Here is a 26,803-nt window from a genome sequence, read left to right on the forward strand (position 1 = left end):
ACGTTTCTTCGACGCGACCATTCGCAAGGCGGTTCACATGGGCGCCGGCCGCGCGGCGGCCTCGCGGAATGGTGATCAAGCCCCAGCACCGCCTCCTCACCAAATCGCGATTTGACAGTTTTTCTATATTTGTCAAAATCGTCAAATGGGACCGAAAACCCGCATTCTCGATGCCACCATGCTGGTGTTCCGCCGGCACGGCTTTCGGCGCTCCTCGATCGAGCAGGTCGCCGAGGCGGCCGGCCTGACGCGGCAGGCGCTCTATCACCACTTCGAATCCAAGGAAACGTTATTCCGCGCCGTGATCGAGCGCGTGCATGAGAGCGCGATCGCAGCCGAGGACACCGCCATTGCCGAGGCGGAGGCGGCGGGCAGCGATCTCGGCGACATCCTCGCTACGGGCATGACCGCGCGGATGTCGACCATGATCGGGTCGCTGGACGGCTCGCCGCATCTCGAGGAACTGTATTCCGAGCACCTCGTGCATGCGCGCGACCTCTTCCAGACCTACGCTGCGCGCTATGCTGAGCGCATGGTCGCGACGGTCGCGCGGGTCGTGCGCAAGCAGCAGCTTGCGCTGCCGCAGGACCTGACGCCGGCCGAGTTCGCGCGGCTGGTCGAAATGTCGATTCACGCAGCGAAGTCGCAGTATCCGGCGATGCAGCCGGCGGAAGCGTTCCTGAAGGACATGGCGATCATCGTGCGGACGCTCTGCGCCGGCGCCAAGCCGAAATTCAAGTCCAAATCCTTGCCGAAACCGCAGAAGCCGTACGTCAAGAGGGCGGCAATCCCCAAGAGGCCGACACGCAGGACAACTGGAGGACATCCATGAGCACGACGACCGTCAATGGCCGCGTCGAATCCCTGCCCGATGATCCCGATGCGCTCTTGATCGACATCGTGCGCGACCAGCTCAAGCTCACCGGCACCAAGCTCGTCTGCGGCGCCGGCGTCTGCGGCGCCTGCACCGTGCTGGTCGACGGCGCGCCGGTCGCAAGCTGCCTGATGCCGGCACACGCCGCCGCCGGCAAATCGGTGACGACGGTGGAAGCCATCGGCGCGTCCGGGCTGCATCCGGTGCAGAAGGCGTTCATGGCGCATGACGCCCTGCAATGCGGCTTCTGCACGCCCGGCTTCATCGTGGAAGCGACCGCGTTCTGCGACCATTGGCGCGCGACCAGGGGAACGGCGGTGCCGTCGCGCGAGGAGATCGGCGCGGCGCTGTCCGGCCATCTCTGCCGCTGCGGCGCCTATGACGGGATCTACCGCGCGGTGGCGGATGCCTGTGCCGGCCGCTTCGACGGCGATCACGTCACGGCGCCCCGCATCGAGGCGCGCGACAAGGTGACGGGCGCGGCGAAATACACCGTCGACATCCATCATGACGGCCAGCTCGAAGGCCTGATCCTGCACTCGCGCGAGGCGCATGCACGCATCGCCACGCTCGATCTGGCGCCGGCACGCGCGCTCCCCGGCGTTAGTGCGGTGTCGCTGCTCGGCGACGACCACATCGTGCGCTATGTCGGCGAGCCGATTGCGGCGGTTGCAGCTCCGGACCGCAAGACGGCGCTGGCCGCGCTCGCCGCGATCAAGCTGACCAGCGAGCGCCTGCCCGCGGTGGTCGGGCTCGACGCCGGACGCAAGGATGATGCGCCCGTGGTGTTCGACAAGGCGAGCCGCAAGCGGGCCGGCAACGTCTCGGAGGCGGCCGGCGGGCCGGCGCCCTGGAAGCAGAACATCCGCGGGCCGACCGCTGTTTTCTCGACCCGCGCCAAGAAGGCCCGCAACTGGGTGGACGAGGCGCGCCAGGCCAACAACAAGCTACTCGTCGAAGCCACCTTCCGCACCGCCACGCAGCAGCATGCTTGTCTCGAGCCCCACGCCGCGGTGGCGCGCTTCGACGGCGACCGGCTGACCCTGCACGCCTCGACCCAGCAGGTGTTTCACCTGAAGGAGCAGATCGCAAAACGCTACAAGCTCGATCACGACAAGGTCCGCGTGATCGCGGAGCACGTCGGCGGCGGCTTCGGCTCGAAAGCGAGCCTCGGCACCGAGACGATCGCCGCGATCGAGCTGGCCCGCGCGGCGAAAGCGCCGGTGCGGGTCGCCTATGATCGCCAGGAAGAACTCTCGGTCGCCGGTTATCGGCCGGCCGCGGAGTTGAAGGTCGCGCTGCTACCTTCCGAGCAAGGCGGCCTGAAGGCGCTCTCGGTCACCGCGCATGCCGATACCGGGGCCGCGACCAACTCGACCATCGCGGGACTGGCGCGGCTGATCTATCCGGCCGAGGCGAAGGACCTTTCGGATTTTGACGTCATCAGCAATCTGCCGCCCGGCGCCGCCTTCCGCGGCCCCGGCGGTCCGCCGATGGCATTCGCCGTGGAGCAATCGATCGACGAGGCCGCGCTGCGGCTCAAGGTCGATCCGATCGCCTTGCGCAAGCGCTGGGATCCCGATCCCAACCGGCAGCGGCTCTACGATTGGGCATCAGGGCTCGAGATCTGGCGCAACCACAAGCCGGCGCAGAACGGGCGCTATCGCCGCGGCATCGGGGTCGCGACGGGCTACTGGCTCTATCTGTGGCAGCCGAAGGTGAGGGTCGAGGTCGCGGTCAGGGGCGGCCGCATCGTTGCTAGCACGGCGACGCAGGACATCGGCACCGGCACCCGCAGCGTGCTTGCCGACGCGATCGCGCGCGAGTTCGATCTCGAACCCGGTGAGATCGATGTGCGGATCGGCGATTCCTCGCTGCCCGAAGGCCCCGGCTCCGGCGGCAGCCGCGTCACCGCCTCGGTGATGCCGCCGACGCTGCAGGCAGTGCGGAAGCTGAAGGACGCGATGCTCGAACAGGCCACGCGAAAGCCGGCGCCCGGCTCGAACGCGCCCTGGCGCGAGCTGATCGCGCGCTCGCCCGACATCGCAATGGTGGAGACGCGCGGCGAGGACGGCAAGAACACTGCGCCCGGCATCCGCTCGCCGCTGCGCGAAGTCGGCCTGATGGGCATGGTGTTCGGCTGGATGATGCGCCGCTTCTCGAACATCGCCGTCGGCGCCGGCGTGCCGAGCTCGGTGCAGGTGATCGAGGTGGAGGTCGATACCTGGCTCGGCCATGTCCGCGTGCTCAACGTGCACACCGGCATCGCGGTCGGCAAGATCGCAGCGCCCGCGCTGGCGCGCAGCCAGGCCTGCGGCGCGGTGATCCAGGGCCTCGGCTACGCGCTCTACGAGGCGCGCGAGCTTGATCCGACCAGCGGCGACGTCCTGACCGCGGGAATGGAGGATTATCGTATCCCTGGGATCGCCGACACGCCGGAGATCGAGGTCCATTTCGACGAAGCCGGCTTCGACCATGTGCTCGGCAACAGCGTCGGCATCGGCGAGGCGTCGACGGTGCCGACCTCGGCCGCCGTCGCCAACGCGATCCACAACGCGATCGGCGTCCGCCTCACCGAGATTCCGATCCGGCCCGACCGCATCGTCGCCGCGCTGAAGGGGAGGGACGCCGCATGAGTGTCGCGACTGCAGACGTCATCTCCGCGCCCGAATTCCGCGCCGCCGGCACCGATCTGTCGGAGCGCCGCCGCAGCGGCCTGTCGTGCGGCTCGATCATCGATCTCGCCGCCAGTCCCGATACGATCGGCGTTGCGTGGAATGCGGACGGCTCGGCCCGCATCGGCGCCCTGACCACGATCGCTGCGATCGCATCCGATCCGCGGCTCGCCGAGGCTTACCCCGGCATCGCCGCAGCCGCGCAGGGCCTCGCCACGCCGCAGATCCGGCACATGGCGACGCTCGGCGGCAACCTCGCCCAGCGCTCGCGCTGCTGGTATTTCCGCAATCCGCAGATCGCCTGTCTCAAGAAGGGCGGCCCCGACTGCCCGGCGCGATCCGGCAACCACCTCTATCACGTCGCGTTCGATCTCGGCCCATGCGTCGCGCCGCATCCGTCGACGATGGCGATGGCGCTGCTCGCCTATGATGCGAAGGTCACCACCGATCGGCGCAGCGGCTTGTCGATCTCCGAGCTGCTCGGCGACGGCAGCAACGGCGCGGCCGACAATCTGCTTGCACCGGGCGAACGCATCGAGCGGATCGAGCTCCCCGTTCCGCTGGCCGGCGAGCGCGCGCTGTACAAGCGCGCCATCAGCCGGACGCATGCGGAATGGCCGCTGGTCGAGATCTGCGTGCGTGCGGTGATCTCCGGCGGCGCGTTCCAGCAGGTCCACATCGCCGCCGGCGGCATCGCCCCGGTCCCGCTGCGTCTTGCCGCGTCCGCGGCGGCGCTGCAGGGTAAGCAGATTAACGCGGCGACCATCGCGCAAGCCACCGAGCTGGCGATCTCGGGAGCCAGGCCGCTGCCGATGACCGGATACAAGCTCGAGCTGCTGACGGGCCTGGTGCGCGACGTGGTCGAGCGGATCGTGGCGTAGGATCAAGCGCCCATTCGCGGCCTCGAGGCAACGTCGCGTCTAGAATGCATAGATCCAGGAATTCCTATGCCGGAATGCCGGCCTCACACAGCACGGCGACCATGCGTTCGCCCCATTCGACGGTCCTGGTCGGAAAATTCTGCCGCGCGTAGGACGCGCGGAAATCGGGTCGCAGCTTGAGCAGGCGGCCGGCGATGACGCGCGCCTCGTCGAGGCGCCCCGAGCCGACTTCGTTCATGATCAACGCGCTGAGCGTGTGTGCGTCTTCGCCGATCACCAGCGCCTTGGCGGCGGCCGCGCGGCCCTGCTCATACTGACCGAGCATGAAATGCGCGAAACTGATTCCGTTCCACATCGACGCACGCCCGGGATCAATCGGGCTGAGCCGGAGTCTGTGCTCAAAACTTTCGACCGCGCGTGCCGGCTGGACGCACATGAGCGAAATCCAGCCACGATATCCCCATGCCGCAGCATCGTTCGAATTGAGCGAGATCGCCTCTTCGATCATGGTCTCGGCGCGATCGTAGTCGTGGCCGAGATAGGCAAACATGTGAGCCGCGCGCGCCAGCACGAACGGATCGTCGCTGGCCAGCACGCAGGCGAATTCGGCGATCCGCAGCGCCTCCGCCAACTCCTGCGCGCCGGGTGGCGTGCCGCGCGTGGTCTGTTTCAGCAGCGACGAATAGGCCAGCATGACCTGAGCGGCTGCATAGTTCGGATCAAGCCCGCAGGCCTTGTTGAACCACTCGCCGAGTTCAGCGTCGCCCCACTTGGAGCGATCTGCATAGGCCGCAATGCCTCTCAGAAAGAGATCGTAGCTATCGAGACGGTCGGTCGGCTTGGTTCGGGTTCGTTCGATTTCGCTCTGCTGGATCTTCGGAGCTATGATGCTGACGACATTCGCGGTGACCTGGTCCTGCAGGTCGAACACATCCCTCAGTTCGCCGTCGAACCTGTCCGCCCAGAGATGCGTACCGCTGCCGGCCTCGATCAGTTGCGCGGTGATCCGAACGCGCCCACTCGACTTGCGCACTGATCCCTCCAGCACGTATCGCACACCGAGCTCGTGCCCGACCTGCTTGATGTCGACGGACTTCCCCTTGTAGGTGAAGCTTGAATTGCGCGCGACCACAAACAGCGATCTGAAGCGCGACAGCGCGGTAATGATGTCCTCGACGACGCCGTCGGCAAAGTATTCCTGCTCCGGATCACCGCTCATATTCTGGAACGGCAGCACCGCGATGGAGGCCTTCTCGGCAATCGCGGCTGGGGAAGCCGGTGCAGTGAACGCGTGCTTCGCGATCGCGGCCGCTGCGGAGGCGCCGCCGACGCGAACTCTCCATGTCCGAATATGCTCGGCAATATTCTTCAGGACCTGCGGCCCCATGTCCTCGAAGGTCGCGTCGACCTTGCCGCGAATGTGCCGTTGCACGTCATCGGAAATGCAGACGCCACCCGGCTCGGCAATCCCCTCCAGGCGCGCTGCGATGTTGACGCCGTCGCCAAAGATATCGTTGTCATCAAAGATGATGTCGCCGACGTGGATTCCGATTCGGAATTCGAGCCGCTGCTCCGTTGGCACGGCAGCATTCTGATCGGCCATGCGGCGCTGCACTTCGACGGCACTGCGCACCGCGTCGACGGCGCTGGCGAATTCAACGAGGATTCCGTCGCCGGTCGTCTTGACGACGCGGCCGCGATGTGCCGCCAGCGCTGGATCCAGCAACGCTCGCCTGACCGACTTCAGCTTGGCCAGAGTGCCTTCCTCGTCGATTCCCATCAGCCGGCTGTAGCCGGCGATATCGGCCGCCAGAACCGCTGCCAGACGCCGATCCATGCTATCGGTGGTCAAAGACATGCCCCCGGACGAGGGGTTAATTTTCGTCGCCGATCAAAGCACGGCTGACGGCCTCCGGGCTAGAGCAAACGTCTGCGCTGCTTGCCCAGGCTGGAAATCGGCGGCATTGTCAACGACGACCTTGAGGCTATCGCCCAGCGGGTCTATCGCGCCCGGGTCAGCGCCAGCCAGATGCCGCCGCCGATCATGAAGCCGCCCGAGATGCGCGACATCAGCCGGGTCCGCTCCTTGGAGAAGAATTTGCGGGCGCGGCCGGCCGCCAAGGCGTAGGCGGCGTCGGTCAGCACGGCGGTCGCCATGAAGGTGAGGCCGAGCAGCGCCACCTGCGGAACGTGCGGCTTGTCCATATCCATGAACTGCGGGATGAAGGCGCCGAAGAACACCAGCACCTTCGGGTTCGAGAGCAGCACCAGAAAGCCTTGCAGGAAGAAGCCGCCGCGCGGCGGCGGCGGCGTGTCGTCGGTGCTGACGCCCTCGACCGGAGAGCGGATCAGCTTGAAGCCGAGCCAGACCAGATAGGCGGCGCCGGCAAAGCGCACCCAGTCGAACCAGTAGCCCATCGTCGCCATCAGCGAGGTCAGCCCGACCGCGACGGTGCCGATCACGATCGCAAGCCCCACCTGCGCGCCCAGCACGTTGGTGAGCGCGGCGCGCGTGCCGTAGCGCAGCCCGTTGGCGATCACCATCGTGACGATCGGACCGGGCAGCAGCGCCAGCGCGATGCAGGCGGCGACGAAGGCGAAATAGGCTTGCAGGGACATGGGAGAGCTCGTTTGTTTCTTATCGTCATTATGCACGAGAGTGGCAGACATGGAAGCGCGTCTGCCCCCTCGCCCCGCTCTTCACCGGGTCGAGACGAGCGAAGCTCGCTCTTAGAGGGTGGCGTGAGAGGCTTTCTCCGCCAGGCGGTGCGAGTCGTTAGACCTGTACCCCTCACCCGGATCGCATCTGGCGATGCCATCCGACCTCTCCCCGCAAGCGCAGGGGTGTCCGGGGAAATTCAGGCATAGCGGAGCTCCATCTGGTCAGGTGAGATGGTTGATTTCCGACGGCTGGGGTTGATGGGCGGAGGTTTGTCGATGGCAGCGAGGGATCGACGCGTGAGCAGGAGCTGGCCGACGAGTTCGGCGAACCTGAGCGGGAGCATTTTGATGCAGTTGGTGTGAGCGGCGATGCGCAGCAGCAGGTAGGCAATCATCGCAGCGAGCACCTGAAGGCGGATCGCGTTGTCGTTGGCGCCGAGGAACTTGCGAATATCGAGATGCTGCTTGATCCAGCGGAACAGCAGCTCGATTTGCCATCTGCTCTTGTAGAGGGCGGCGATCTCGACGGCGCTACGGGCAAGGTCGTTGGTCAGGAGTGTGATCTTGCCGCCTTTCTCGCGTCTGATCTTGATGCGGCGGAGCGGGATTGGAAGGCGCGAATCGCCCTTGCTGGTGAGCTTCACCTCGTCATCGGCAAGGATTTCGAAGCCATCCCCGTTACGCTTGCGGATGGCGCGATGCCTGAGCGAGCGAAGACGGATGCTCGTCTTCGCCCGGGTAACGAAGAAAGCCTTGCTATCATTGATCTTCTGCCACCAGTCGAAACGGCAATAGCCCTTGTCAAACACATAGGTGGTGGCGGGCTGGATTGGGGTCTGTCGGCCGATCTCGATGTCATTGACGTTCGCGGCCGTCATCTCGACGCAGGTCGGGACATCGCTCCTTGGGTCGTAGACGACATGCAGCTTCATGCCGCGGATGCGGCCGTTCCACGTCGCCCAACTGCAGACCTTGCCGAGCGGGATCGGACTGGCGTCGATCAGACGCACCATCTCCATGCCTTCACTCCGCAGCTGGCGACGCGCCATCGCCGACAGCGCCGCAAAGGTTTGCGCGAAAATGCCGATCGGACGGCGGGCATTGGCATCGGACAACGTCGAGCGCGACAGCTTGCCGGTTCCCAAGTGATAGTGATGCTGCGAATTGGCGTTGAAGCCAGTCACTACCCCGCGCAGACTGCTGTTGCCGCTAAGCTGGGCATAGATCAGCGCCACCAGATGATCCCAGCTCCTGAACGACTTGTCGTAGGCATCCCCGTCCAGACGATCCACAACCGTCTGAAACTGCCGTCGATTGATCGGTTCAAGCAGCCTTCCAAAAATGCTACCGCGATATCGCATGCTCGGCCCTCTGTGTCTCGACAACCAGAAAAGACCGATTTGCCTCGGTCCTGCCGAGCATGCACCGCGACACAGTGAATCATTCCCCGGACACCCCTGCGCAAGCGGGGCGAGGTGAAGAGAGATCACGCTCAACGGCCTTCCATTGCCGCGATCATCCATGACCTGATCTCTCGCCCCTCCAGAAATTTCAACGTCGCCCGCTGCACCCCTGCGGCATCTCCCCTGCCCTGCGCCGCGACCGCCATCAGGTCGCAGCGATGCGATACCGCGATGCCGATCGCAGTGCGCTTCCCGTTGGGCATCTCGAGGTCATAGACCCTGATCCGCCCCGGCATATCGGCGACAGCAACGACATCGCCGGCCTTCAGCGGCACAAAGCGCGGGCTGATCATGTCGACGTCGGAAACGCGGTCGACCTCGTCGTCATCGGCGACGCCGCTGTCGCAGTTGCAGAAGCCGAGTTTTGGCCTGAGATAAACCTCGAGGTCGTCACCGCACTCCGCCGCGCCGCAACGGAAGGCGCGGCCGGCGGGCCAGCCGTCGCGCGGGAACGGCCAGCCGATCTCGTACCACGCGGCTGCGCGCGGCGGCGCCATCTCGTAGCCGGCGACGGCGGAGAGCCCGCCGAGCGCCAGGACCATCGCCGCGATGACCGGCCATGAGCGCATCATCGCGCGCTCACGGCAGACCGGCGATGGCGCGCGCCGCGCCGGTCAGTTCGAGGATGTGCAGGCCGGTGTTGGCGCGGTCGACCGCGTAGATGTAGCCGCGCTCGTCGGTCTCGACATTATTGGTCTGGATCGCGACCTTGCAGCGGTCCTTGCCGTCGATGGTGACGCATCGCGTGTCGGTCGCCGCCGTGATGGAGGGAATGAAGTAGCCGACTTCCCTGGGATGATAGGGATCGCGGATGTCGAGCGCGCGGACGCCGGCGTTGAAGAAGGCGATGAAGGCCAGCTTCTTGTAGTAGACCGGCGCCATGCTCTCGTTCGACGAATGCGAGCCGAACCGGCCGCCGCGCTCGCAGAACGCTCCGGAGGCCTCGGGCACCGTATAGCTCGAGATCAGCATCGGCCGCGCCTCGGTGGTGACGTCGGCGAACCACACCATCTGCCGGGCCTCGCCACATTCGTTCTGGATCGCCTCGTCGACGATCATCACGATGTCGCGGCTCTTGCCGTCCTTGTCGTGGGCGAACTCGGCGATCGGCATGCCGGGCATCGGAAACACCGTATGCGCGCCGTTCATGGCGGACAGCGGCATCCGCGCGATCTCCGGGAATTTCAGATTGTCCGGCGTCGGCTCCTTTGGTCCGTTCAGCAGCTTGTCGCGGTCGACGATCTGCAGGAAGCCGCCCTTGTTGGTGCCATAGCCGAAATAGACGCGATTGCCCTGCGGCCCGGTCGAGATCGGCCCGTGCAGTTCGGTCGGCACCGCGCCGGTCGCGCCCGGCTCCTGCCCGGGCAGGCCGAAGTCCCTGATCTTCGTGGGATGCGCGGGATCGGAGAGATCATAGACCTGCGTCATGCGCCGCGTGCGCCAGTCCGGCGCGCCCGACACCAGGAAGGCGATGCCGGTGCCGCATTCCCAAAAACTCTTGTGCGTGTCCTTCAGGCCGCCGATCCGGGTGACGAGCGCCGGATTGGCGGGATCGGCGACGTTCCAGATCTCGTGCGCCTCGCTGCCGAAGGTGCGCAGCATGTAGACCGCGTTGCGATCGCCCTTCGGCAAATCCTTGCCGTCGCAGATCCGCACCATCTGCGCGCCGCCGGATTCATACTTGCCTTCCTGTCCGGGAATGTGCCGCAGATATTTCGGGTGCGCGGGATCGGTGACGTCGACGATCGAGGTGCCGTTCGGTTCGGCCTTGCCGGTCACCGGGTTGACGGGATCGGGAATGTCGTCGGTGCCGCCGTGATGACCGATATAGGCGATCCATCTGTCGCCCTGATGATGAATGGTCGGCTGATAGGCGCTGCGGGCCTGCAAATCGTTGGTTCCAACCAGCCTCATGTTGGAGGCTTCAGGCGGATCGCCGATCTTCTGCTGGGCGCTCGCACCATTCGCGAGCAGGACAAGAACCAACGTGCAGCAAACTGCCGTAACGCGACCGCCCATGCGCACCACCCAATGTTCCACACCAATCTGCGTTGGCTGCCGGCAAGGCTAGCACGGCGCTGCCGATGCCAAAACACACGCTCTTGACATGCAACCATTTGGTTGCCTATTATCCGACCCATGGATGAAATCTTCAAAGCCCTCGCGGATGCCTCACGGCGAACGCTGCTTGACCGGCTTCACGATCAGAACGGGCAGACGCTCGGTGAGCTCTGCGACGGCCTCGACATGACGCGTCAGGCCGTCACCAAGCACCTTGTGATTCTCGAGGAGGCCAACCTCGTCACCACGATCAAGCATGGCCGCGAGAAGCTGCACTATCTCAACCCGGTTCCGATCCATCAGATCGGCGAGCGGTGGATCAGGAAGTTCGAGCGCGGGAAACTCGCCGCGCTGAGCGAGTTGAAAAGACAATTGGAGAAGCGTGATGAGTAAACCGGACTACGTCTACGTCACCTATATCGAGACCACCGCCGACAAACTGTGGCACGCGTTGACCTCGAGCGAATTCACCGAACGCTTCTGGTTCGGCTATCGCGTCAGCTCCGACTGGAAGGTCGGCTCCCCCTACCACCTCACCAAGGACGGGCGACGCAGCGTGCAGGGCGAGGTGCTGATCGCCGATCCACCGAACAAGCTCGCCTACAGCTGGGACGTCGTGAAGGAAGGCGTCGAGCGCGAGCAGCTCTCGCGCGTGACCTTCGACATCGAACCGCACGGCACGGTCGTCAAGCTGACCGTGACGCACGACAATCTCGGCCCGAAGACGCTGCGCGACATCTCCGGCGGCTGGCCGATGGTGATCGCAAGCCTGAAGAGTTTCCTGGAGACCGGGCGCGAACTGCCGGCCGACCTGCTCACCAGCGGCGCCAGGGAGGCCTACCATGCCTAAGCCCGAATTCGCCTACGTCACCTACATCGAGACCACGCCGGACAAACTGTGGGACGCGCTGACCAAGAGCGCGTTCACGCGGCAATACTGGTTCGACACCGAGCTACAATCGGACTGGAAGGTCGGCTCGCCGCTCGCGCTGGTGATGGGCGGCAAGACCACCGACACCGGTGAGATCCTCGAGGCCGACCGGCCGCGACGCCTCGCCTACACCTTCAAGCACGTGCTCGACGAGGACATGCGCAAGGAGCCGGCAACCAAGGTGGTCTTCACGCTGGAGGCCCATGGCAAGATCGTGAAGCTGACCGTGACTCATGAGGGCTTCGGTGCGGGCAGCAAGCTGCTCGACGGCATTTCCAAGGGCTGGCCGGCGATCCTGTCGGGACTCAAGAGCCTGCTCGAGACCGGCAAGGCGGTCACGATCCCGCCGGCCGCGCTCGGGATCGACGGCTTCGAATGACAATGAAAATCTATCGACGGGTGCGTACAGACATGAACATCGAGAAATTCAAACCGGCAATCGTCTACGCGATCTACATCGCCGCCACGCCCGAGAAGGTGTGGCAGGCTTTGACGACTGCCGAACTCAGCCGGCAGTATTTCTCCGGCAACGCGGTCGAGGTCGACCTTCGGATCGGCGGCGCCTACGTCGTGCGGACGCCCGACGGCGCGCTGCACATCTCCGGCGAGGTGATCGAGTGCGATCCGCTGAAGCGGCTGACCGTCACCTTCAACGTCAACTGGCCGCAGCTGGTCGAAAAGCTCGGGCCGACGCTCGTCACCTGGGAGATCGAACCGGCAGGCGACGGCGTGAAGCTGACGCTCCTGCAATCGCATGACCGTCCGATCAGCGACGACATTCTCGCAGGCGGCCGCACCGGCTGGCCGGCGATCCTCTCCAGCCTCAAGAGCCTCGTGGAGACCGGCAAGGCTATGGTGATCCCGATGCAGCCGCCAGCGCGCATGATGGCCGCGCTGAAGGAATTGGGAATCGCGATGCCGACGTGAGGTTGGCGATACAGCCGCTCCATACTCCGCTGTCGTCCCTGCGAAAGCACTAGTGCATCTACACGTTTGTCGGGCCATTTGCGAGGATTTGGAAGCGGGCCATTCCGGTGTGGAAGGTGATTGGTCCAGGTGGACGGTGGGAGGCGTAGCCGGTCCATCCGCCGAGTTTTGCGATGATCCATGCCGCCCAAGCAAGGGTGTTGGGGCGATGGTGGTTTTTCTGAAGCTCGGTGCGACCTTTCATGGTTTTGTTGATGGCCCTGAGCGTCTCGATCTCTTCTGCGGTGAAGACAAATTCAGCCGGCAATTCTTCGCCACTGTTGCGGGCCTGAACGAGTTGAATGACGATACATGCCGCTCTGGTGGCGACCGCCACGAGCTTGATCAGGCCTTCGGCGCTCTCGATCTGACTATCCTCGATGCGCAAACCCTGGCTCTTCAGCGAGCGAAAGAGTTGCTCAATGATCCAGCGCTGGCGGTACCAGGAGACGATCTGCCAGGCGTCTTTAGCGGTGGCGACCGGATGAGTGGTCAGGAGCAGCCAGCGAATGGGCTCCGCACCTCTCGGCGGATGCAACTCGACCACTTCTACGAAGCTGAGTTTGATGCCCTCCGCCAAGTCGGTGACGCCGGGCCTCTGCGGCCGCTTGAGCACGACGGTTCCGAAGCGCATCGAGAGATGGGCCTGCCGGCCGCGCCGATCCATTCGCTGCGGCAGATCGATCACCGCGTTGTCGCAGAAGCGGCTCCGCTCGACCGCCTGATAAAGTGTGTCGCCATCGACCAGCGCATGGTCGTGCATGGCACGCGACAGAAGATGGACATTCTCAGCTGGCGTCAGCGCCCAGTGAGCAAAGAAATCCCCCTCGCGGTCGTTGACGACGGTGATCATGCGGGCATCTGCCAGGACGTCGCGGCCTTGCTCGGCGGCCGTCACCCAGCGCGCCGACTCCTTGTCGGCCAAGGCGCGCCGCTCATGCGGGATTTTTACCTTGCCTTTGCGCGTCCAAACGTTGCCGCCAGTAAGGCCAAGACAGACCCCGCTGTCGGCATCCACCGCCATCATCGCATGCAACAGCACGCCGCGAGCATTGCCCTTGCCGACTTTGCCCAGCCCGCGCCGCCGTCCCGCCTGGGTCTGGAACTTGACCTCGCTCGTATCCTGGATCGCCAGCACATGACGCCCGCTGACCGCAGTCCGCGTCTGCGTGCTCCAGCCCTCAATCAATTTATCGATCGTGACTTGGGGGTTGTTCACAAACCGCCAGAACGCCATATTGGCAGCCCAATCGCCCCGGGCCATCTGGCGCAAGCAGACGCTGCGCGTGCAAAGCATAGCCCGGAGAAGCGTCGCCCCCTTTTGTCGAGACGAACGTCCCCGAACTCACCCAAAGACAAATCCGGCTGCATCGCTGGCGCTCCTTCGAATCAAAGCGCCAGTGAGAGAATCATACAACATGCTGCAGAGACGCCACTTCTTGCTGCACCGAGTCAATCTGTCGCGCCCCAAAACCGTGTAGACACGCTAGTGCGAAAGCAGGGACCCATAACCACCGCTCCAAACGTTTAGAGTTCGCTGGGGCCATAGCGTCGCACAACAACTTTACCTTGTGGTTATGGGTCCCGGGCCGCGCTGCGCTTGCCCGGGACGACGACGGAGAAAACTACCCCAGCGCCCTCAGCTCCCGGCGCAGCACCTTGCCCGTCGCCGTCATCGGCAGGCTATCGGCGAACTGCACGAAGCGCGGATACTCGTGGGCGGCGAGCTGGACCTTGACGAACTCCTGGATCTCGCGCGCCAGGGCATCGCCCGGCGCGTAGCCCGGCCGCAGCACGATCCAGGCCTTGATCGATTCGGTGCGGATCGGATCGGGGATGCCGACCACCGCCGACATCGCGACCGCCGGATGCTTCATCAGCGTGTGCTCGATCTCGGACGGGCCGACACGATAGCCGGCCGTGGTGATGACGTCGTCCTCGCGGCTGACGTACCAGAAATAGCCGTCCTCATCCTGCACGCCGAGATCGCCGGTCAGCAGGAATTCGCCGGCATATTTCTTCGCGGTCGCTTCCGGATTGCGCCAGTACTCGATCATGGTGCAGGGGCACGGTTGGCGCACGCCGATGATGCCGCGCTGGCCCCGCGGCAGTTCCGCGCCCTTGTCGTCGACGATGCGGACGTCGAAGCCCGGCGTAGCGCGGCCCATCGAGCCCGGACGGATCGGAAACAGATTGGAATTGCTGCCGATCACGAGATTGCATTCGGTCTGCCCGAACACCTCATGGGCGTCGATGCCGAAGGTGTCGCGCACCCAATCCAGCAATTGGCCGCCGAGCGACTCGCCGCCGGTGAAGATGCTGCGCAGCCTGACGCCGGAATTCTTTACATTGGCCTGCCGCATCAGCTTCAGCGCGGTCGGCGGCAGGAACACGTTGCGGATGCCGAGCTCGGCCATCATCCGCATCGCCGCCTGCGGCTCGAACTTGCGGGCGCGGTGTCCAACCATCGGGATGCCGTGGTACCAGAATGCGAACAGGCCGTTGATCAGGCCGCCGATCCAGGCCCAGTCGGCCGGCGTCCACATCAGGTCGCCGGGCCTCGGCAGGAAGTTGTGGCACATTTCGACATTGGGCAGATGGCCGAGCACGACGCGATGCGCATGTAGCGCGCCCTTCGGGTTACCCGTGGTGCCCGACGTGTAGATGATCAGCGCGGGATCGTCGGCCGAGGTGTCGACGGTCGCGAACTCGGGCGATGCCGACTTGACCGCGCTCCAGAACGGTTTCGTCCCCGCCGGCGTCTTATCGCCGACGATATAGACGCTCTTCAACTCGGGCAGGCGATCGCGGACTTTCGCGATCTTCTCCCAGCCTGCTTCATCGGTGATCACGGCCTTGGCAACAGAATTCGACAGGCGGAATTCGAGCGCATCCTCGCCGAACAGCGCGAACAGCGGGATCGAGATCATCGCTGCGCGAAACGCCGCGAGATGCGCGACCGGCAGTTCGAGCGATTGCGACAGGAACACGGCGACGCGGTCGCCGCGCACCAGCCCGTCGTTGGTCAGCACATTGGCGAAACGGCGCGAGGCGTCCGCGACCTCGTCGAACGAGGTGCGCGTGGTGCCGCCATCCTCGTCGACATAGACCAGCGCGAGCCGCCCGGTGCCGTCGGCATGGCGGTCGCAACACGCGGTCGCCATGTTGAAGCGCGCGGGAACGTCCCAGCGGAAGTTGCGATAGAGCTCGTCGTAAGTAGCGGCTTCCTTGAGCATGGTGTGTGTTGCTTCCGTCCCTCGTCATGGCCGGGCCTTTCCCCTGCCATCCGCATTTGCTGCGGCAGATTGTAGAGACGTCGATGCCCGGGACAAGCCCGGGCTGACGAAGAATGTGATGCCCGGATAAAGAACCCCGGATGGAGCGGTCGCGCGAACGCGCGCCCGATGACAGGCTCCGCGCAATCCGGGGTTCTCATCGAGTGGACAGACTCCCCCGGATTTCGCTTCACTGCATCCGGGCTACGAACATCCTTGAGGAGAAAGCCGTCAGGCTGACGCCCGCTCCATTGCGACCTCGGCCTTGAGGCTATCGAGGTCGCGATAGATCGACGCGACCGCGAGCACGCGCCCGCCGCGCTTGTAGCGCAGCACGCAATCCCTGCCGGCGATGCTGCCGTCCACCGCGATCTCGTCCCACTGCTCGGCATGGCCGACATAGTTGATCGGCACGTCGTAATGCTGGCTCCAGAAGAACGGCACCGCGTCGAACACCTCGCGCTGCCCAAGCATATTCCGCGCGGCGGTCTGGCCCTGGCGCTCCGCCACCACCCAATGCTCGACCCGGATCGTCTCGCCGCTGTGCGGATCGGGCCAGCGCGCGATATCGCCGGCCGCGTAGATGCCGGGAACGCTGGTCTCGAGATAGGCGTCGACTGTCACGCCGCGGTCGATGGCGAGCCCGGCCGCTTCCGCCAGCGCCAGCCGCGGCTTCACGCCGACACCGACCACGACGAGATCGGCATCGAGCACAGGCCCGCTCTTCAGGCGGGCTCGCTTGCCCTCGATCGCGGTCACCGTGTCGCCGAGGTGGAATACGACACCATGCTCTTCGTGCAGCGCACGGACGAAATCGCCCATCTCCGGCCCGAGTACGCGCTCCATCGGCCGCTGTTCCAGCCCGACCACGTGAACCTCGATCTGGCGCGCGCGGAGCGAGGCCGCCACCTCGAGACCGATGAAGCTTGCACCGATCACCACCGCGCGGCGCGCTCCGCTGGCCGCGGCGATGATGGCCCGGCAATCGTCGACGGTGCGTAGCACATGAACGTGGGGCTGGTCCGCGCCCGGGATCGGCAGCCGCACCGGCTCCGCGCCGGTCGCCAGCAGCAGCCGGTCATAGGCGAGCGTTTCGCCGCCGGCGAGCACGACGTTGCGGCGGCCGGTATCGATCGACTTGACCTCGGTCCTGAGTTTCAGATCGATCGCCGCGTCACGATAAAAATCGTCCGGCTTCAGCGGCAGCCAGTCTTCCGGCGCGCTGCCGGCGAGGAAGTCCTTTGACAGGTTCGGACGATCCACCGGCGGCGCGGCCTCGCCGCTCAGCATGACGATGCTGCCGCGATAGTCCTGCCGTCGCAGCATCTCGGCGGCGGCAAACCCCGCCCCGCCGCCGCCGACAATCACGATGCTGCCGGGCGCATCGACCGGGCCCTTGACGCGGAGTTTCGGCTGCGCGCGCTTCTCGCGCACGATGATGCGATCGCCCTCCCGCTCGACCTTCCAGACAGCGAGCGCGTTGAAGGCGGGCGCGGCGGTCGCTTCACCGGTGCGAATATCGAAGCAGGCGTGATGCCAGGGGCAATGGACGGTCTCGCCCTCAAGGAGGCCTTCGGCGAGCGGGCCGTGGTAATGGCTGCAATGCGCGTCGATGGCGAAGATATCCGCCCCCGAGCGCACCAGCAGCACGTCCTCGTCGCCGACATGGCCGAGCAACATCGCGCTCGTGAAGTCGGAGAGGGCAACGCCTTGTGTCAGATCCGGACCGGAAGGAGCTTGCTGATCGGCCATATCATTCCTCCATCGCCCTGTGACGCTCTAAACCGCTATGCCGAGGAATTCCTGGCGGGTTAGCGCATTGTCGCGAAAGCAACCCAGCATGCGGCTGGTCACGAGATCGGTATCCGGCTTGTGCACGCCGCGGGTCGTCATGCAGTGATGCGACGCCTTGATGATGACGCCTACGCCCTGAGGCTTCAAGACGTCGTTGATGGTGTTGGCGATCTGCGCCGTCATCTTCTCCTGGATCTGCAAACGCCTGGCATAGATGTCGACCACCCGCGCCAGCTTGCTGATGCCGACCACGCGGCCGTTCGGGATGTAGGCAACCCAGGCCTGACCGATGATCGGCGCCATATGATGCTCGCAATGGCTCTCGAAGCGGATGCCCCGCAGGGCAATCATTTCGTCGTAGCCTTCGATCTCCTCGAAGGTCTTTTCCAGGATCTCCGCGGGACGTTGGTCGTAACCCGCAAAGAATTCCTCGAACGAACGCGTCACACGCGCCGGAGTTTCAAGCAAACCATCCCGCTCGGGATCGTCACCAGTCCAGCGGATGATGGTGCGGACTGCTGCCTCGACTTCGGCCCGGGTCGGCTTGTCGGATTCGGTTTGAGCGGCTCTTGCACGATCCAGCGCATGCACAATCGGGTTCATCGGGGCCTTTCCTTTGCGGAGTCATCGCGAGGTCATGCCCGTCAGATGCTCCGTCAGCAGAAAGGTTCCCGCAATTCGGTCCGCGGCACTTTGCGCCGCAAGCCAGCCGGGACGAACGGCTAGCCCGTCAGCGCCGCCTTCACCAGGCCGCTGGCCTTGCCGAAATCCATCTGGCCGGCGTATTTCGCCTTCAACGCGCCGATCACCTTGCCCATGTCCTTGATGCCGGCGGCACCCGTCTCGGCGATGATCGCCGAGATCGCCGCCTTCACGTCGTCATCGGACATCTGCTTCGGCAGGTACGCCGAGATCACGGCGATCTCCTCGCGCTCCTGGGCCGCGAGCTCGGCGCGGCCGCCCTTGTCATAGAGCTCGACCGACTCCTGGCGCTGCTTGATCATCTTCTGCAGCAGGCCGAGCAGGTCGGCATCGGAGAGGGGCGGCTTGCCCTGCCCGCGCGCGTCGATGTCGGCGTTCTTGATGGTCGAATTGACCATGCGCAGCGTGGACAGCTTGCGCTCGTCCTTCGCCTTCATCGCTTCCTTGACCGCAGTATTGATGTCGTCGCGCAGCATTTCGTTGTCCTTGAGCCAGCAATCCCCTCATCTAGGCAGTTTGCACCGGCAGAACAACCTAGTTCCTCAGCCATTCGACCAGCGCATCGGCGCAGGCCTGCGGCAGTTCCAGCTGCGGCAGGTGACCGCAATTGGCGAGCACTACAAGTTTTGCGCCGGGAATGCCGTTGGCCATCTCGTCCGACAGCGAATTTGGCACGGTGTTGTCGGTATCCGACGTCAGCACCAAGGTCGGGCACTTGATCCAGGCCATGCTCGGCCGCGAATCCGGCCGGCTGAGCACCGCGTTCTGCTGGCGGATGAAAGCCTCGGCGCCGACGTCCTCGCTCATGTCGTCGACGATCCGGCGCAGGCTTGCATCGCCCTGCCGCGACGGATGCACGAAGCCCGGAAACAGCTCATCGACCACGCTGCGATATTGGCCGCTTCTGGCACGCTCGATCATGCCGCGGCGACGCGCGGTCGCTTCCGGCGTATCGGCCCGCGCCTGGGTGCTCATCAGCGCCAGCTTCGCAACCCGGTCCGGCGCCTGCCGCATGATCTCGAAGGCGATGTAGCCGCCCATCGAGTGCCCGGCGAGCGCAAAGCGCGGCGGCGCCTCGGCCAGGATCCGGCGGGCGATGGCCCCCATATTGTCGTCCCTGATATGGTTGGCGACCGTCACCGGCCCGCATCGCCACAGCGCCGGAATGACGGGGGCGAAAATCCGCGGCGAGCAGATGAGGCCCGGGACGAGCAGGATCGGCATCGTATTATCCATGCGGGAGCTCCGGACGGGTCATTTTCGGCAAGCAAACGGCCGCTTCAGGGAACTTTAGATTAAAAGGCCGTTCGGGCCTGTCAAATCGGCCGGTATTGCCGTGTGAATCCGTGCCCTTTCGCTTTGACGCCGCCGGGTGCGGCGTCTATTTAAAGGGCTCATGACAACATCCGAAAACGCTCCCGCCTGGCCGGACCATAAACCGACCGCGCTCCTTGTGCTCGCCGATGGTACCGTGCTGGAAGGCTTCGGTCTCGGCGCGGAAGGCCACGCCGTCGGCGAGGTCTGCTTCAACACCGCGATGACCGGCTATGAGGAGATCCTCACCGATCCGTCCTATGCCGGCCAGATCATCACCTTCACCTTCCCGCATATCGGCAATGTCGGTACCAACGAGGATGACATCGAGACGGTGAACATGGCGGCGACGCCCGGCGCGCGCGGCGTGATCCTGCGCTCGGCGATATCAGATCCCTCGAATTACCGCGCCACCCGCCATCTCGACCTGTGGTTGAAGGCGCGCGGCATCATCGGCCTCTCCGGTATCGACACCCGCGCGCTGACCGCGCTGATCCGCTCCAAGGGCATGCCCAATGCGGTGATCGTGCACGCCAGAAACGGCGAGTTCGACCTGCACGGCCTGAAGGAAGAAGCCCGCGAATGGCCCGGCCTCGAGGGCATGGACCTGGTGCCGATGGTCACCTCCGGCCAGCGCTTCACCTGGGACGAGACGCCCTGGGTGTGGGGCAACGGTTTCGGCCAGCAAACCGCGCCGGAATTCAACGTGGTCGCGATCGATTACGGCATCAAGCGCAACATCCTGCGCCTGCTCGCCGGCGTCGGCGCCAAGGTGACCGTGGTGCCGGCGACGACCGCCGCCGAAGACATCCTGGCGATGGAGCCGGACGGCGTGTTCCTGTCGAACGGCCCCGGCGATCCCGCCGCCACCGGCAAATATGCCGTGCCCGTGATCCAGAAGATGATCGCGTCGGGGACGCCGACCTTCGGCATCTGCCTCGGCCATCAGATGCTTGGCCTTGCCGTCGGGGCCAAGACCATGAAGATGCATCAGGGCCATCACGGCGCCAACCATCCGGTCAAGGACGAGACCACCGGCAAGGTCGAGATCACCTCGATGAACCACGGCTTTGCCGTGGACCAGGCGACGCTGCCGAAAGGCGCGACCCAGACCCATATCTCCCTGTTCGACGGCTCCAATTGCGGCATCGCGCTTGAGGGCAAGCCGGTGTTCTCGGTGCAGTACCACCCGGAAGCCTCGCCCGGCCCGCGCGACTCGCACTATCTGTTCCAGCGCTTCGCCGATCTGATGCGGAAGAACAAGCGCGCGGCTTAGAGCCCGATCGTCATTGCCGGGCTTGACCCGGCAATCCATCCCTTGAAGAAGATGGATGCCCGGATCAAGTCCGGGCATGACGGCTATTGCGCGCGGCTGGCACCGACAGCAGCAATGCGTCTTCGCATCACATCACGGGAAATCTCGACATGACCGCCCCCGCCACCCCGAAGCCCGTCTACGGCGTCTCCTCGATGGCGGTGATGGCATCGATGTCCGGGCTCGACTTCGTGCGCGGCATCTTCGCCCGGACCCTGCCGGAGCCGCCGATCATGGAGAATGTCGAGCCGTTCGACTGCTCCGCCGAGACCGGCCATGTGGTGATCCACAGCGTCCCGGGCCTGCGCCACTACAACCCGATCGGTTCGGTGCATGGCGGCTACGCCGCGATCCTCTTGGATTCCGCGATGGGGCTTGCGGTGCAGACCACGCTGCCGCAAGGCTTTGGCTACACCACGCTGGAGTTCAAGATCTCCTTCGTCCGCGGCATGAGCCAGGACACCGGCACAATCCGCACCGAGGGCCATGTGCTCAACGCCGGCCGCCGGGTTGCGACGGCGGAAGCGCGGATTACCGACGACAATGGCAAGCTGCTCGCCCATGCCACCACGACCTGCCTGGTGTTCGAGTTGCCCAAGACGACCTGAAGGCAATCGCGTCTTGGCGCCAGATCTTGGCGCATTGGAGCCATGACGAAGCGCGCTGGATCGCGGCCTGCGCTCTGTGATTGAGTTTCCCTGTCCGAGATCAGGCAAACATGATCCGGCCTGGAAAGGAAACGCCGATGATTTCAGCCCATTCAGACATGACCATCCGCGACATCCGCGTGACGATGCTGCGGCTGCCCTGGGCCGACGATCCCTGGCTGAAAGGCGCGGCGCTCGGCGCGACGCGCGACATTCTGATCTGCGACGTCGAAACGTCCGGCGGCGTTACCGGCATGGGCTATCTGTTCGTGTTCAAGCCGGCGATGAAGTCGATCGCGGCCTGTCTCGAGGAATGCATCATCCCGCGCGTCATCGGCAAGGACGCCACCGCGATCGAGGCGATCTGGCGCGATCTGTGGACGGCGACGATGACCTATGGCCGCGGCGGCATCGCCACGATGGCCATGTCGGCGCTCGACATCGCGCTGTGGGACGCGGTCGGGAAACGGGCCGGCCTGCCGCTGCACCGGCTGTGGGGGCACTATCGCTCGGAAATCCCGATCTATGGTTCCGGCTGCTTCCGGGGCGCCGGCGGCGACGGGATGATCGAGAAGGCGCTGCATTTCGTGAAGCAGGGCTACAAGGCGATCAAGATGCAGGTCGCGCACGTCCACACGCCGGCGCAGGACCTCGACAATGTGCGCCGCATGCGCGAGGCGCTCGGGCCCGACATCGACATCATGATCGACGTCAACATGGGCTGGAGCGCCGATGTCGCGATCGAGATGGGACGCAAGTTCGAGAAGTACGATATCTACTGGCTTGAGGAGCCGGTGCCGGCCGATGATTTCGCCGGCTATCAGCGGATCGCGGCGGCGCTGGACATGCGCGTCGTCGGCGGCGAGACGCATTTCACGCGCTACGATCTGCGGCCGTTCTTTCTCAATCCCTGCCTGCCGATCCTGCAACCCGACCCGATGCGCGGCGGCAGCGCAAGATCGCGGCGCTTGCGGACACGTTCGGCATCACCATCGCGCCGCATCTGTTTCCCGAACTCAATGTGCACCTCTTGGCTTCGATTCCGAACGGGATCTGGTGCGAGAACATGGCGCTGATCGACGATCTCTGGGTCGACCCGCCCGAAATCGCCAACGGCATGATCACCGCGCCGGAGCGGCCCGGGCACGGGCTCAGGTTCAGGGAAGACGTGCTGAAGTTCAAAATCTAGCTGGAACGGTTTGCGGACCGACGGTTTGATGGTCTGGAGACCACCTCGCAGCGCTGGAGAGCCACCATGTCGGTCGTCCGTACCGATATCGAACCCCAGACCATCGTCTTCCGGGACGACGGCCTCGTGCCGAACAATCCGATGCCGTTCCTGGTCTACAAGGCCGCCGTCGACGTCAGCAAGAATCCTGAGGCCACCATCGAGCAGCTGTTCGGCGAGAACGGCTGGGGCGCGATGTGGCGCAACGGCGTCTACGACTTCGCGCATTACCACGCCACCGTGCACGAGGTGCTGGGCGTCGCGCGCGGCCGCGCGCGCGTGCAGTTTGGCGGCGAGCGCGGGCAAGCACTCGAGATCGCGGCCGGCGACGTCGCGATCCTGCCCGCCGGCACCGGGCATCAATGCCTGTCGGCGAGCGACGATTTCTGCGTGGTCGGCGCCTATCCGCCGGGCCCCCCGATGGATCTGCAGCGGCCGACGGCGGAGAATCACGCCAGGGCGCTGAAGACGATCCCACAGGTCACGATCCCCGCGACCGATCCGGTGCTGGGCAAGGACGGGCCGCTGGTGCGGCTGTGGAAGCGATAAGATCTAGGATGGTCGAACGGGTTGCTCTTGCCCTGCCCCCTCGCGAGAGGTGACCGGATACAGGCAACCTGAATCGATCATCGGAATTGCAGGCCATTTCAATCAAGCCTGCCGGCTTCACATTTCCAAGCTCCTTGATTTAAGTCAGCATCGCTGCGGCGATTTATGCCGCCAATGACACCTTAAGGCGCGCGATTCATCTGCGGGAGTGACAGAGCTTCCGCGTCCGCTGCTGCTCTTTTTGCGGAGGTCATACACATCACCTGACGGCATCAGATGCTCCGCGCCTCCCACAAGCAACCGCAACACATATCGGAAGAGGAAATTCGACATGTTTCGAGGAATTCTGACGCTGACATTGTCTCTCTGCATCGGCGCGGCTGCCGCGCCTGCAGCGCTGGCTCAGACGGCCCCGGCAATCAACGAGCAGGAGGCGCACGCGATCGCGGTGGACGCCTATATTTACTTCTACCCGCTCCTGACGATGGACATCACGCGAAAGCAGTTCACCAACGTCGAGCCCGGCAAAGAGAACTTCAAGGGCCCGATGAACACCTTCGTCAACATCCCCGAATACCCGCCGGCGAATTTCAAGGGCGTGGTGCGGTCCAACTTCGATACGCTCTATTCCGTTTCATGGCTGGACATGACCAAGGAGCCGGTTGTCGTCTCCGTTCCCGATACCGATGGACGCTTCTATTTGCTGCCCATGCTGGACATGTGGTCGGATGTGTTCGCCTCGCCCGGCTGGCGCACCACGGGTACCAAAGCGGGGACCTTTCTGGTGACGGCCCCGGGATGGCGGCCTGATCTGCGCGACAGGTTTGCGGAGGAGTTCAAGCTTCCGAAGGATACCCAGCGCATCGACGCGCCGACGCCTTACGTCTGGGTCATTGGCCGCACCAAGACGGACGGCCCGCCGGACTACGATGCGGTCCACAAGATCCAGGCCGGCTACAAGGTCACGCCTCTTTCCGAGTTCGGCAAGACTCAGAAGCCGACCGAGGTCAGGATCGATCCCAGCGTCGACATGAAGACGGCGCCCAAGGTGCAGGTCGACACGATGTCGGCCGGCGTCTACTTCGCGCAGGCCGCCGAGCTGCTCAAGCTTCACCCGCCGCACATCACCGATGAACCAATCATCGCGCAGATGAAGAGGATCGGCATCGAGCCCGGCAAGAGCTTCGAAATCAGCAAGGTGGACCCGGTGCTGCAACGGGCGCTGGAGACGGCGCCGCAGGACGGGCAGAAGCTGATGGCATGGAAGGTGCCGACGCTGGCGCGCGTTGCGAACGGCTGGTCGATGAACACCGACACGATGGGCGTTTACGGCAACTACTATTTGAAGCGTGCGATCGTCGCGCAGCTCGGGCTTGGCGCCAACCTGCCGGAGGACGCGATTTATCCGCTCAATCTCGCCGACAATACCGGCAAACCGCTCGACGGCGCCAACAAGTATACGATCACCTTTGAGAAGGGCGCGGCCCCGCCGGTCAATGCCTTCTGGTCGATCACGCTTTACGACCAGGAAGGATTCCAGGTCGGCAACGTGCTGAACCGCTTCGCTGTGTCCAGCTGGATGCCGTTCAAATACAACCCGGACGGCTCGCTCGATCTCTACTTCCAGAACGAAAGTCCGGGCGCGGACAAACAAGCCAACTGGCTCCCGGCGCCGAAGGGCGCTTTCAACCTGACCATGCGCCTTTACGGTCCGAAATCGGAGGCGCTGACCGGAAAGTGGAATCCTCCGCCGATCGTGCGATTGGAGACAGCGATGGGTCTGTCAGCTCAGTAGGCTTCAACCGCACTGACCGCAGCCGGGCGGCCAGACCGCAAGCTTCGCGAAGCAGTCCGGAGCAAAGCAGCTTTGGATTGCTGCCTCGCGGGTGCGGCAACGCAGCTTACGCCGCGTTGCTGCCTTCCTGGCGGCTGGCCTCGAACAGGAACCAGGTGCGCCGCTCGGTTTCGTCGATGAAGGTTTCGAGCAGGCCTGCGGTGCCGGAGTCCTCCTGGTCGTCAGCCAGCTTGTGCGCCTTGCGCATCGCAGCCGCCATGTGCTTGTTGTCTTCCATCAACTCGCGCAGCATTTCGCGCGGCGGCACATAATCGTCGTCATTGTCCTTGATGGTCTGGTGCCTGGCGATATCGCCGATCGACTTCAGCGTCGCGCCGCCAAGCTTGCGCACCCGCTCGGCGAGCTGGTCGGTGGTCGCGAAGATCGCCTCCGACTGCTCGTCCAGCAACAAATGGTAATCATGGAAATGCCGGCCGCTGACGTGCCAATGGAAATTCTTGGTTTTCAAATAGAGCGCGAAGGCGTCGGCCAGAAGCGTGTTGAGCGAGGCCGAGATCGTGTCCCCCGCAGCCTGCGGCAGGTCGCTCGGCGTGTCGAGATCGGGCGAGATCTTGTCAGTCTTGGCTTTGCTCACGTTGGACCTTCCTGTTAGGAACCCGTATTTCGGCGCATTGAACATTGGCCGCCGGACCGCTAACGCATCATCAGCCCACCCGTTCCTGAGGCCAGGAACCCGTTCTGCCGGATACCAAACGCGATGGATGAATGGATCGATTATTACGATTCCACGCATACGATCTATGCGAGCCGACTGCACCGTGACCTGCATTTCCAGATCATCGCAAACGACATCATCGGCTACATCGCTTCGCCGGATGCCGTGGTGCTCGACTATGCCTGCGGCGAGGCGCTGTCGGCGGCGAAGGTCGCCAATGCCTGCGCCCAGCTCTATCTGGCGGAGCCGGCGCCCGGCGTACGCGGCCGTCTGGTCGCGCGCTTTGCGCCCGACACCCGCATCCGTGTCCGCTCGCTCGATGACCTGAAGCACATGGACGCGGACTCGATCGACCTCGTGGTGATGAACTCGGTGGCGCAATACATGACGCCGCAGGAGCTCGATTCCGCGTTCGACGTGATCCACCGCCTGCTGAAGCCCTCGGGCCGGTTCGTGCTCGGCGATATCCTGCGGCCTGAAGTCGGGATGGCGAGGGACGTCGCGGCCCTGCTGCGCTTTGCGGCGACCCACGGTTTCCTGCGCGATGCGCTGGTCGGGCTGGCTTCAACCGCGCTGTCCGACTACCGCCAGCTGCGCACCCGGATCGGACTGCAGCGCTACCGCGAGGACGAGATGATCGCCAAGCTCGGCGCCGCGGGGTTCAGCGCCCGCCGCGCGCCGCGCAACATCGGGCACAATCCGTGGCGGATGACGTTCGTGGCGCACCACTGATCCTGGGTTGCGCCAGCTATTAACGTTACCCACCAGTAAACGTGGCGGCCTCTGAAATAATCAGCAATGATCCACTCGGCCCGGTGGCGGAAGCTTCGACGCGGCAGTGGTGCAACACTGTTTATCCTGGTTCAAATCCAGGCCGGGCCTCCAGCCTTCGCTGCTGACGCAGCTTCGGCTCGGCAGGCCTTCTCGTAGCGAAGGCTGCCGCGGCGTAGCCCGCAG

Annotated in this window: 24 protein-coding genes, 1 tRNA gene and 1 pseudogene; 14 read left to right on the top strand and 12 right to left on the bottom strand. The window is 64.5% G+C overall.

Going from position 1 to position 26,803, the window contains the following annotated elements; translation table 11 throughout:
• Positions 1–145: 145 nt before the first annotated feature.
• Genes ACVWZM_RS10605 through ACVWZM_RS10615 form a run of 3 tightly spaced genes read left to right on the top strand, consistent with a single transcriptional unit; the run spans position 146 to position 4,430 of the window.
• Positions 146–832, top strand: a complete 687-nt coding sequence (locus ACVWZM_RS10605) for a TetR/AcrR family transcriptional regulator (RefSeq protein ID WP_057018072.1) — start codon at positions 146–148, stop codon at positions 830–832.
• On the top strand, positions 829–3,510 hold the full coding sequence (locus ACVWZM_RS10610; protein ID WP_456853097.1) for a molybdopterin-dependent oxidoreductase: 2,682 nt from the start codon (positions 829–831) through the stop codon (positions 3,508–3,510). Before ACVWZM_RS10605 ends, ACVWZM_RS10610 begins: the two co-directional genes overlap by 4 nt.
• Positions 3,507–4,430 (top strand): FAD binding domain-containing protein, encoded by a 924-nt coding sequence (locus tag ACVWZM_RS10615; RefSeq protein WP_057018074.1) that lies wholly within the window; start codon positions 3,507–3,509, stop codon positions 4,428–4,430. The genes ACVWZM_RS10610 and ACVWZM_RS10615 overlap by 4 nt, the downstream gene beginning before the upstream one ends.
• 64 nt (positions 4,431–4,494) lie before the next feature.
• Here the strand turns inward: ACVWZM_RS10615 and ACVWZM_RS10620 are convergent, their stop codons facing one another.
• The 5 genes from ACVWZM_RS10620 to ACVWZM_RS10640 form a co-directional block, all read right to left on the bottom strand.
• A complete protein-coding gene (locus tag ACVWZM_RS10620) occupies positions 4,495–6,267 on the bottom strand; it encodes an adenylate/guanylate cyclase domain-containing protein (protein WP_456853099.1) in 1,773 nt (590 codons plus the stop codon).
• 164 nt (positions 6,268–6,431) lie between these two features.
• Positions 6,432–7,049, bottom strand: a complete 618-nt coding sequence (locus ACVWZM_RS10625) for a LysE family translocator (RefSeq protein ID WP_028333127.1) — start codon at positions 7,047–7,049, stop codon at positions 6,432–6,434.
• A 239-nt stretch (positions 7,050–7,288) separates the two neighbouring features.
• Positions 7,289–8,452, bottom strand: a complete 1,164-nt coding sequence (locus ACVWZM_RS10630; protein ID WP_057015126.1) for an IS4 family transposase — start codon at positions 8,450–8,452, stop codon at positions 7,289–7,291.
• 131 nt (positions 8,453–8,583) lie between these two features.
• Positions 8,584–9,126 carry a hypothetical protein gene (locus ACVWZM_RS10635; RefSeq protein ID WP_063790109.1) on the bottom strand — a complete coding sequence of 181 codons (543 nt, stop codon included), beginning with the start codon at positions 9,124–9,126 and terminating at the stop codon, positions 8,584–8,586.
• A 7-nt stretch (positions 9,127–9,133) separates the two neighbouring features.
• The gene (locus ACVWZM_RS10640) at positions 9,134–10,573 is read right to left on the bottom strand and encodes an LVIVD repeat-containing protein (protein WP_456853101.1); all 1,440 of its coding nucleotides are present in this window, start codon (positions 10,571–10,573) and stop codon (positions 9,134–9,136) included.
• A gap of 120 nt (positions 10,574–10,693) precedes the next feature.
• On the opposite strand from ACVWZM_RS10640, the gene ACVWZM_RS10645 reads away from it, so the two are divergent.
• The 4 genes from ACVWZM_RS10645 to ACVWZM_RS10660 are packed head-to-tail and all read left to right on the top strand — an operon-like array spanning position 10,694 to position 12,473.
• On the top strand, positions 10,694–11,008 hold the full coding sequence (locus ACVWZM_RS10645) for an ArsR/SmtB family transcription factor (protein ID WP_456853103.1): 315 nt from the start codon (positions 10,694–10,696) through the stop codon (positions 11,006–11,008).
• Positions 11,001–11,465 carry an SRPBCC family protein gene (locus ACVWZM_RS10650; protein ID WP_057018076.1) on the top strand — a complete coding sequence of 155 codons (465 nt, stop codon included), beginning with the start codon at positions 11,001–11,003 and terminating at the stop codon, positions 11,463–11,465. The genes ACVWZM_RS10645 and ACVWZM_RS10650 overlap by 8 nt, the downstream gene beginning before the upstream one ends.
• Positions 11,458–11,925 carry an SRPBCC family protein gene (locus ACVWZM_RS10655; RefSeq protein WP_057018077.1) on the top strand — a complete coding sequence of 156 codons (468 nt, stop codon included), beginning with the start codon at positions 11,458–11,460 and terminating at the stop codon, positions 11,923–11,925. The genes ACVWZM_RS10650 and ACVWZM_RS10655 overlap by 8 nt, the downstream gene beginning before the upstream one ends.
• A 32-nt stretch (positions 11,926–11,957) precedes the next feature.
• Entirely contained in the window at positions 11,958–12,473 is a 516-nt protein-coding gene (locus ACVWZM_RS10660) for an SRPBCC family protein (RefSeq protein WP_057018078.1), read from the top strand.
• Positions 12,474–12,531: 58 nt separating this feature from the next.
• On the opposite strand, the gene ACVWZM_RS10665 is transcribed toward ACVWZM_RS10660, so the two are convergent.
• The 6 genes from ACVWZM_RS10665 to ACVWZM_RS10690 form a co-directional block, all read right to left on the bottom strand.
• On the bottom strand, positions 12,532–13,749 hold the full coding sequence (locus ACVWZM_RS10665; RefSeq protein ID WP_456853106.1) for an IS4 family transposase: 1,218 nt from the start codon (positions 13,747–13,749) through the stop codon (positions 12,532–12,534).
• Between the two features lie 388 nt (positions 13,750–14,137).
• Positions 14,138–15,748 (bottom strand): acyl-CoA synthetase, encoded by a 1,611-nt coding sequence (locus ACVWZM_RS10670; protein WP_253624869.1) that lies wholly within the window; start codon positions 15,746–15,748, stop codon positions 14,138–14,140.
• 270 nt (positions 15,749–16,018) lie between these two features.
• Entirely contained in the window at positions 16,019–17,539 is a 1,521-nt protein-coding gene (locus ACVWZM_RS10675) for an FAD-dependent oxidoreductase (RefSeq protein ID WP_456853108.1), read from the bottom strand.
• A gap of 27 nt (positions 17,540–17,566) precedes the next feature.
• Entirely contained in the window at positions 17,567–18,184 is a 618-nt protein-coding gene (folE, locus tag ACVWZM_RS10680; RefSeq protein ID WP_028333118.1) for a GTP cyclohydrolase I FolE, read from the bottom strand.
• A 119-nt stretch (positions 18,185–18,303) separates the two neighbouring features.
• On the bottom strand, positions 18,304–18,759 hold the full coding sequence (locus tag ACVWZM_RS10685) for a GatB/YqeY domain-containing protein (protein WP_028333117.1): 456 nt from the start codon (positions 18,757–18,759) through the stop codon (positions 18,304–18,306).
• Between the two features lie 58 nt (positions 18,760–18,817).
• Positions 18,818–19,519: an alpha/beta fold hydrolase gene (locus ACVWZM_RS10690; protein ID WP_253624871.1), complete on the bottom strand. Its 702-nt coding sequence runs from the start codon at positions 19,517–19,519 to the stop codon at positions 18,818–18,820.
• Between the two features lie 160 nt (positions 19,520–19,679).
• Between ACVWZM_RS10690 and carA the strand changes: the two genes are divergently transcribed.
• The 5 genes and pseudogenes from carA to ACVWZM_RS10715 all read left to right on the top strand — a co-directional run bounded on the left by carA (position 19,680) and on the right by ACVWZM_RS10715 (position 25,131).
• Entirely contained in the window at positions 19,680–20,873 is a 1,194-nt protein-coding gene (carA, locus tag ACVWZM_RS10695; RefSeq protein WP_456853110.1) for a glutamine-hydrolyzing carbamoyl-phosphate synthase small subunit, read from the top strand.
• A gap of 149 nt (positions 20,874–21,022) precedes the next feature.
• On the top strand, positions 21,023–21,520 hold the full coding sequence (locus ACVWZM_RS10700) for a PaaI family thioesterase (RefSeq protein ID WP_456853112.1): 498 nt from the start codon (positions 21,023–21,025) through the stop codon (positions 21,518–21,520).
• A gap of 185 nt (positions 21,521–21,705) precedes the next feature.
• Positions 21,706–22,748, top strand: a pseudogene (locus ACVWZM_RS10705) (mandelate racemase/muconate lactonizing enzyme family protein).
• Positions 22,749–22,814: 66 nt separating this feature from the next.
• Positions 22,815–23,336, top strand: a complete 522-nt coding sequence (locus ACVWZM_RS10710) for a hypothetical protein (protein WP_456853114.1) — start codon at positions 22,815–22,817, stop codon at positions 23,334–23,336.
• 331 nt (positions 23,337–23,667) lie between these two features.
• Entirely contained in the window at positions 23,668–25,131 is a 1,464-nt protein-coding gene (locus ACVWZM_RS10715; protein WP_456853116.1) for a DUF1254 domain-containing protein, read from the top strand.
• 106 nt (positions 25,132–25,237) lie between these two features.
• On the opposite strand, the gene ACVWZM_RS10720 is transcribed toward ACVWZM_RS10715, so the two are convergent.
• Positions 25,238–25,765: a Dps family protein gene (locus ACVWZM_RS10720; RefSeq protein ID WP_456853118.1), complete on the bottom strand. Its 528-nt coding sequence runs from the start codon at positions 25,763–25,765 to the stop codon at positions 25,238–25,240.
• 123 nt (positions 25,766–25,888) lie between these two features.
• On the opposite strand from ACVWZM_RS10720, the gene ACVWZM_RS10725 reads away from it, so the two are divergent.
• The gene (locus tag ACVWZM_RS10725) at positions 25,889–26,578 is read left to right on the top strand and encodes a class I SAM-dependent methyltransferase (protein WP_057017034.1); all 690 of its coding nucleotides are present in this window, start codon (positions 25,889–25,891) and stop codon (positions 26,576–26,578) included.
• A 77-nt stretch (positions 26,579–26,655) separates the two neighbouring features.
• Positions 26,656–26,731 (top strand) — tRNA-OTHER (locus tag ACVWZM_RS10730).
• The last annotated feature ends 72 nt before the right edge of the window (positions 26,732–26,803 follow it).

Source organism: Bradyrhizobium sp. USDA 4501 (assembly GCF_054062115.1).

What these genes read in the sequence shown, in the direction of transcription:
- carA (WP_456853110.1), top strand. Translation starts at nt 19,680, where the DNA reads ATGACAACATCCGAAAACGCTCCCGCCTGGCCGGACCATAAACCGACC.
- ACVWZM_RS10630 (WP_057015126.1), bottom strand. Translation starts at nt 8,452, where the DNA reads ATGCGATATCGCGGTAGCATTTTTGGAAGGCTGCTTGAACCGATCAAT.
- ACVWZM_RS10615 (WP_057018074.1), top strand. Translation starts at nt 3,507, where the DNA reads ATGAGTGTCGCGACTGCAGACGTCATCTCCGCGCCCGAATTCCGCGCC.
- folE (WP_028333118.1), bottom strand. Translation starts at nt 18,184, where the DNA reads ATGAACCCGATTGTGCATGCGCTGGATCGTGCAAGAGCCGCTCAAACC.
- ACVWZM_RS10625 (WP_028333127.1), bottom strand. Translation starts at nt 7,049, where the DNA reads ATGTCCCTGCAAGCCTATTTCGCCTTCGTCGCCGCCTGCATCGCGCTG.
- ACVWZM_RS10655 (WP_057018077.1), top strand. Translation starts at nt 11,458, where the DNA reads ATGCCTAAGCCCGAATTCGCCTACGTCACCTACATCGAGACCACGCCG.
- ACVWZM_RS10635 (WP_063790109.1), bottom strand. Translation starts at nt 9,126, where the DNA reads ATGATGCGCTCATGGCCGGTCATCGCGGCGATGGTCCTGGCGCTCGGC.
- ACVWZM_RS10700 (WP_456853112.1), top strand. Translation starts at nt 21,023, where the DNA reads ATGACCGCCCCCGCCACCCCGAAGCCCGTCTACGGCGTCTCCTCGATG.
- ACVWZM_RS10650 (WP_057018076.1), top strand. Translation starts at nt 11,001, where the DNA reads ATGAGTAAACCGGACTACGTCTACGTCACCTATATCGAGACCACCGCC.
- ACVWZM_RS10665 (WP_456853106.1), bottom strand. Translation starts at nt 13,749, where the DNA reads ATGGCGTTCTGGCGGTTTGTGAACAACCCCCAAGTCACGATCGATAAA.
- ACVWZM_RS10610 (WP_456853097.1), top strand. Translation starts at nt 829, where the DNA reads ATGAGCACGACGACCGTCAATGGCCGCGTCGAATCCCTGCCCGATGAT.
- ACVWZM_RS10690 (WP_253624871.1), bottom strand. Translation starts at nt 19,519, where the DNA reads ATGGATAATACGATGCCGATCCTGCTCGTCCCGGGCCTCATCTGCTCG.
- ACVWZM_RS10685 (WP_028333117.1), bottom strand. Translation starts at nt 18,759, where the DNA reads ATGCTGCGCGACGACATCAATACTGCGGTCAAGGAAGCGATGAAGGCG.
- ACVWZM_RS10715 (WP_456853116.1), top strand. Translation starts at nt 23,668, where the DNA reads ATGTTTCGAGGAATTCTGACGCTGACATTGTCTCTCTGCATCGGCGCG.
- ACVWZM_RS10660 (WP_057018078.1), top strand. Translation starts at nt 11,958, where the DNA reads ATGAACATCGAGAAATTCAAACCGGCAATCGTCTACGCGATCTACATC.
- ACVWZM_RS10670 (WP_253624869.1), bottom strand. Translation starts at nt 15,748, where the DNA reads ATGCTCAAGGAAGCCGCTACTTACGACGAGCTCTATCGCAACTTCCGC.
- ACVWZM_RS10605 (WP_057018072.1), top strand. Translation starts at nt 146, where the DNA reads ATGGGACCGAAAACCCGCATTCTCGATGCCACCATGCTGGTGTTCCGC.
- ACVWZM_RS10645 (WP_456853103.1), top strand. Translation starts at nt 10,694, where the DNA reads ATGGATGAAATCTTCAAAGCCCTCGCGGATGCCTCACGGCGAACGCTG.
- ACVWZM_RS10710 (WP_456853114.1), top strand. Translation starts at nt 22,815, where the DNA reads ATGTCGGTCGTCCGTACCGATATCGAACCCCAGACCATCGTCTTCCGG.
- ACVWZM_RS10675 (WP_456853108.1), bottom strand. Translation starts at nt 17,539, where the DNA reads ATGGCCGATCAGCAAGCTCCTTCCGGTCCGGATCTGACACAAGGCGTT.
- ACVWZM_RS10640 (WP_456853101.1), bottom strand. Translation starts at nt 10,573, where the DNA reads ATGGGCGGTCGCGTTACGGCAGTTTGCTGCACGTTGGTTCTTGTCCTG.
- ACVWZM_RS10620 (WP_456853099.1), bottom strand. Translation starts at nt 6,267, where the DNA reads ATGGATCGGCGTCTGGCAGCGGTTCTGGCGGCCGATATCGCCGGCTAC.
- ACVWZM_RS10725 (WP_057017034.1), top strand. Translation starts at nt 25,889, where the DNA reads ATGGATGAATGGATCGATTATTACGATTCCACGCATACGATCTATGCG.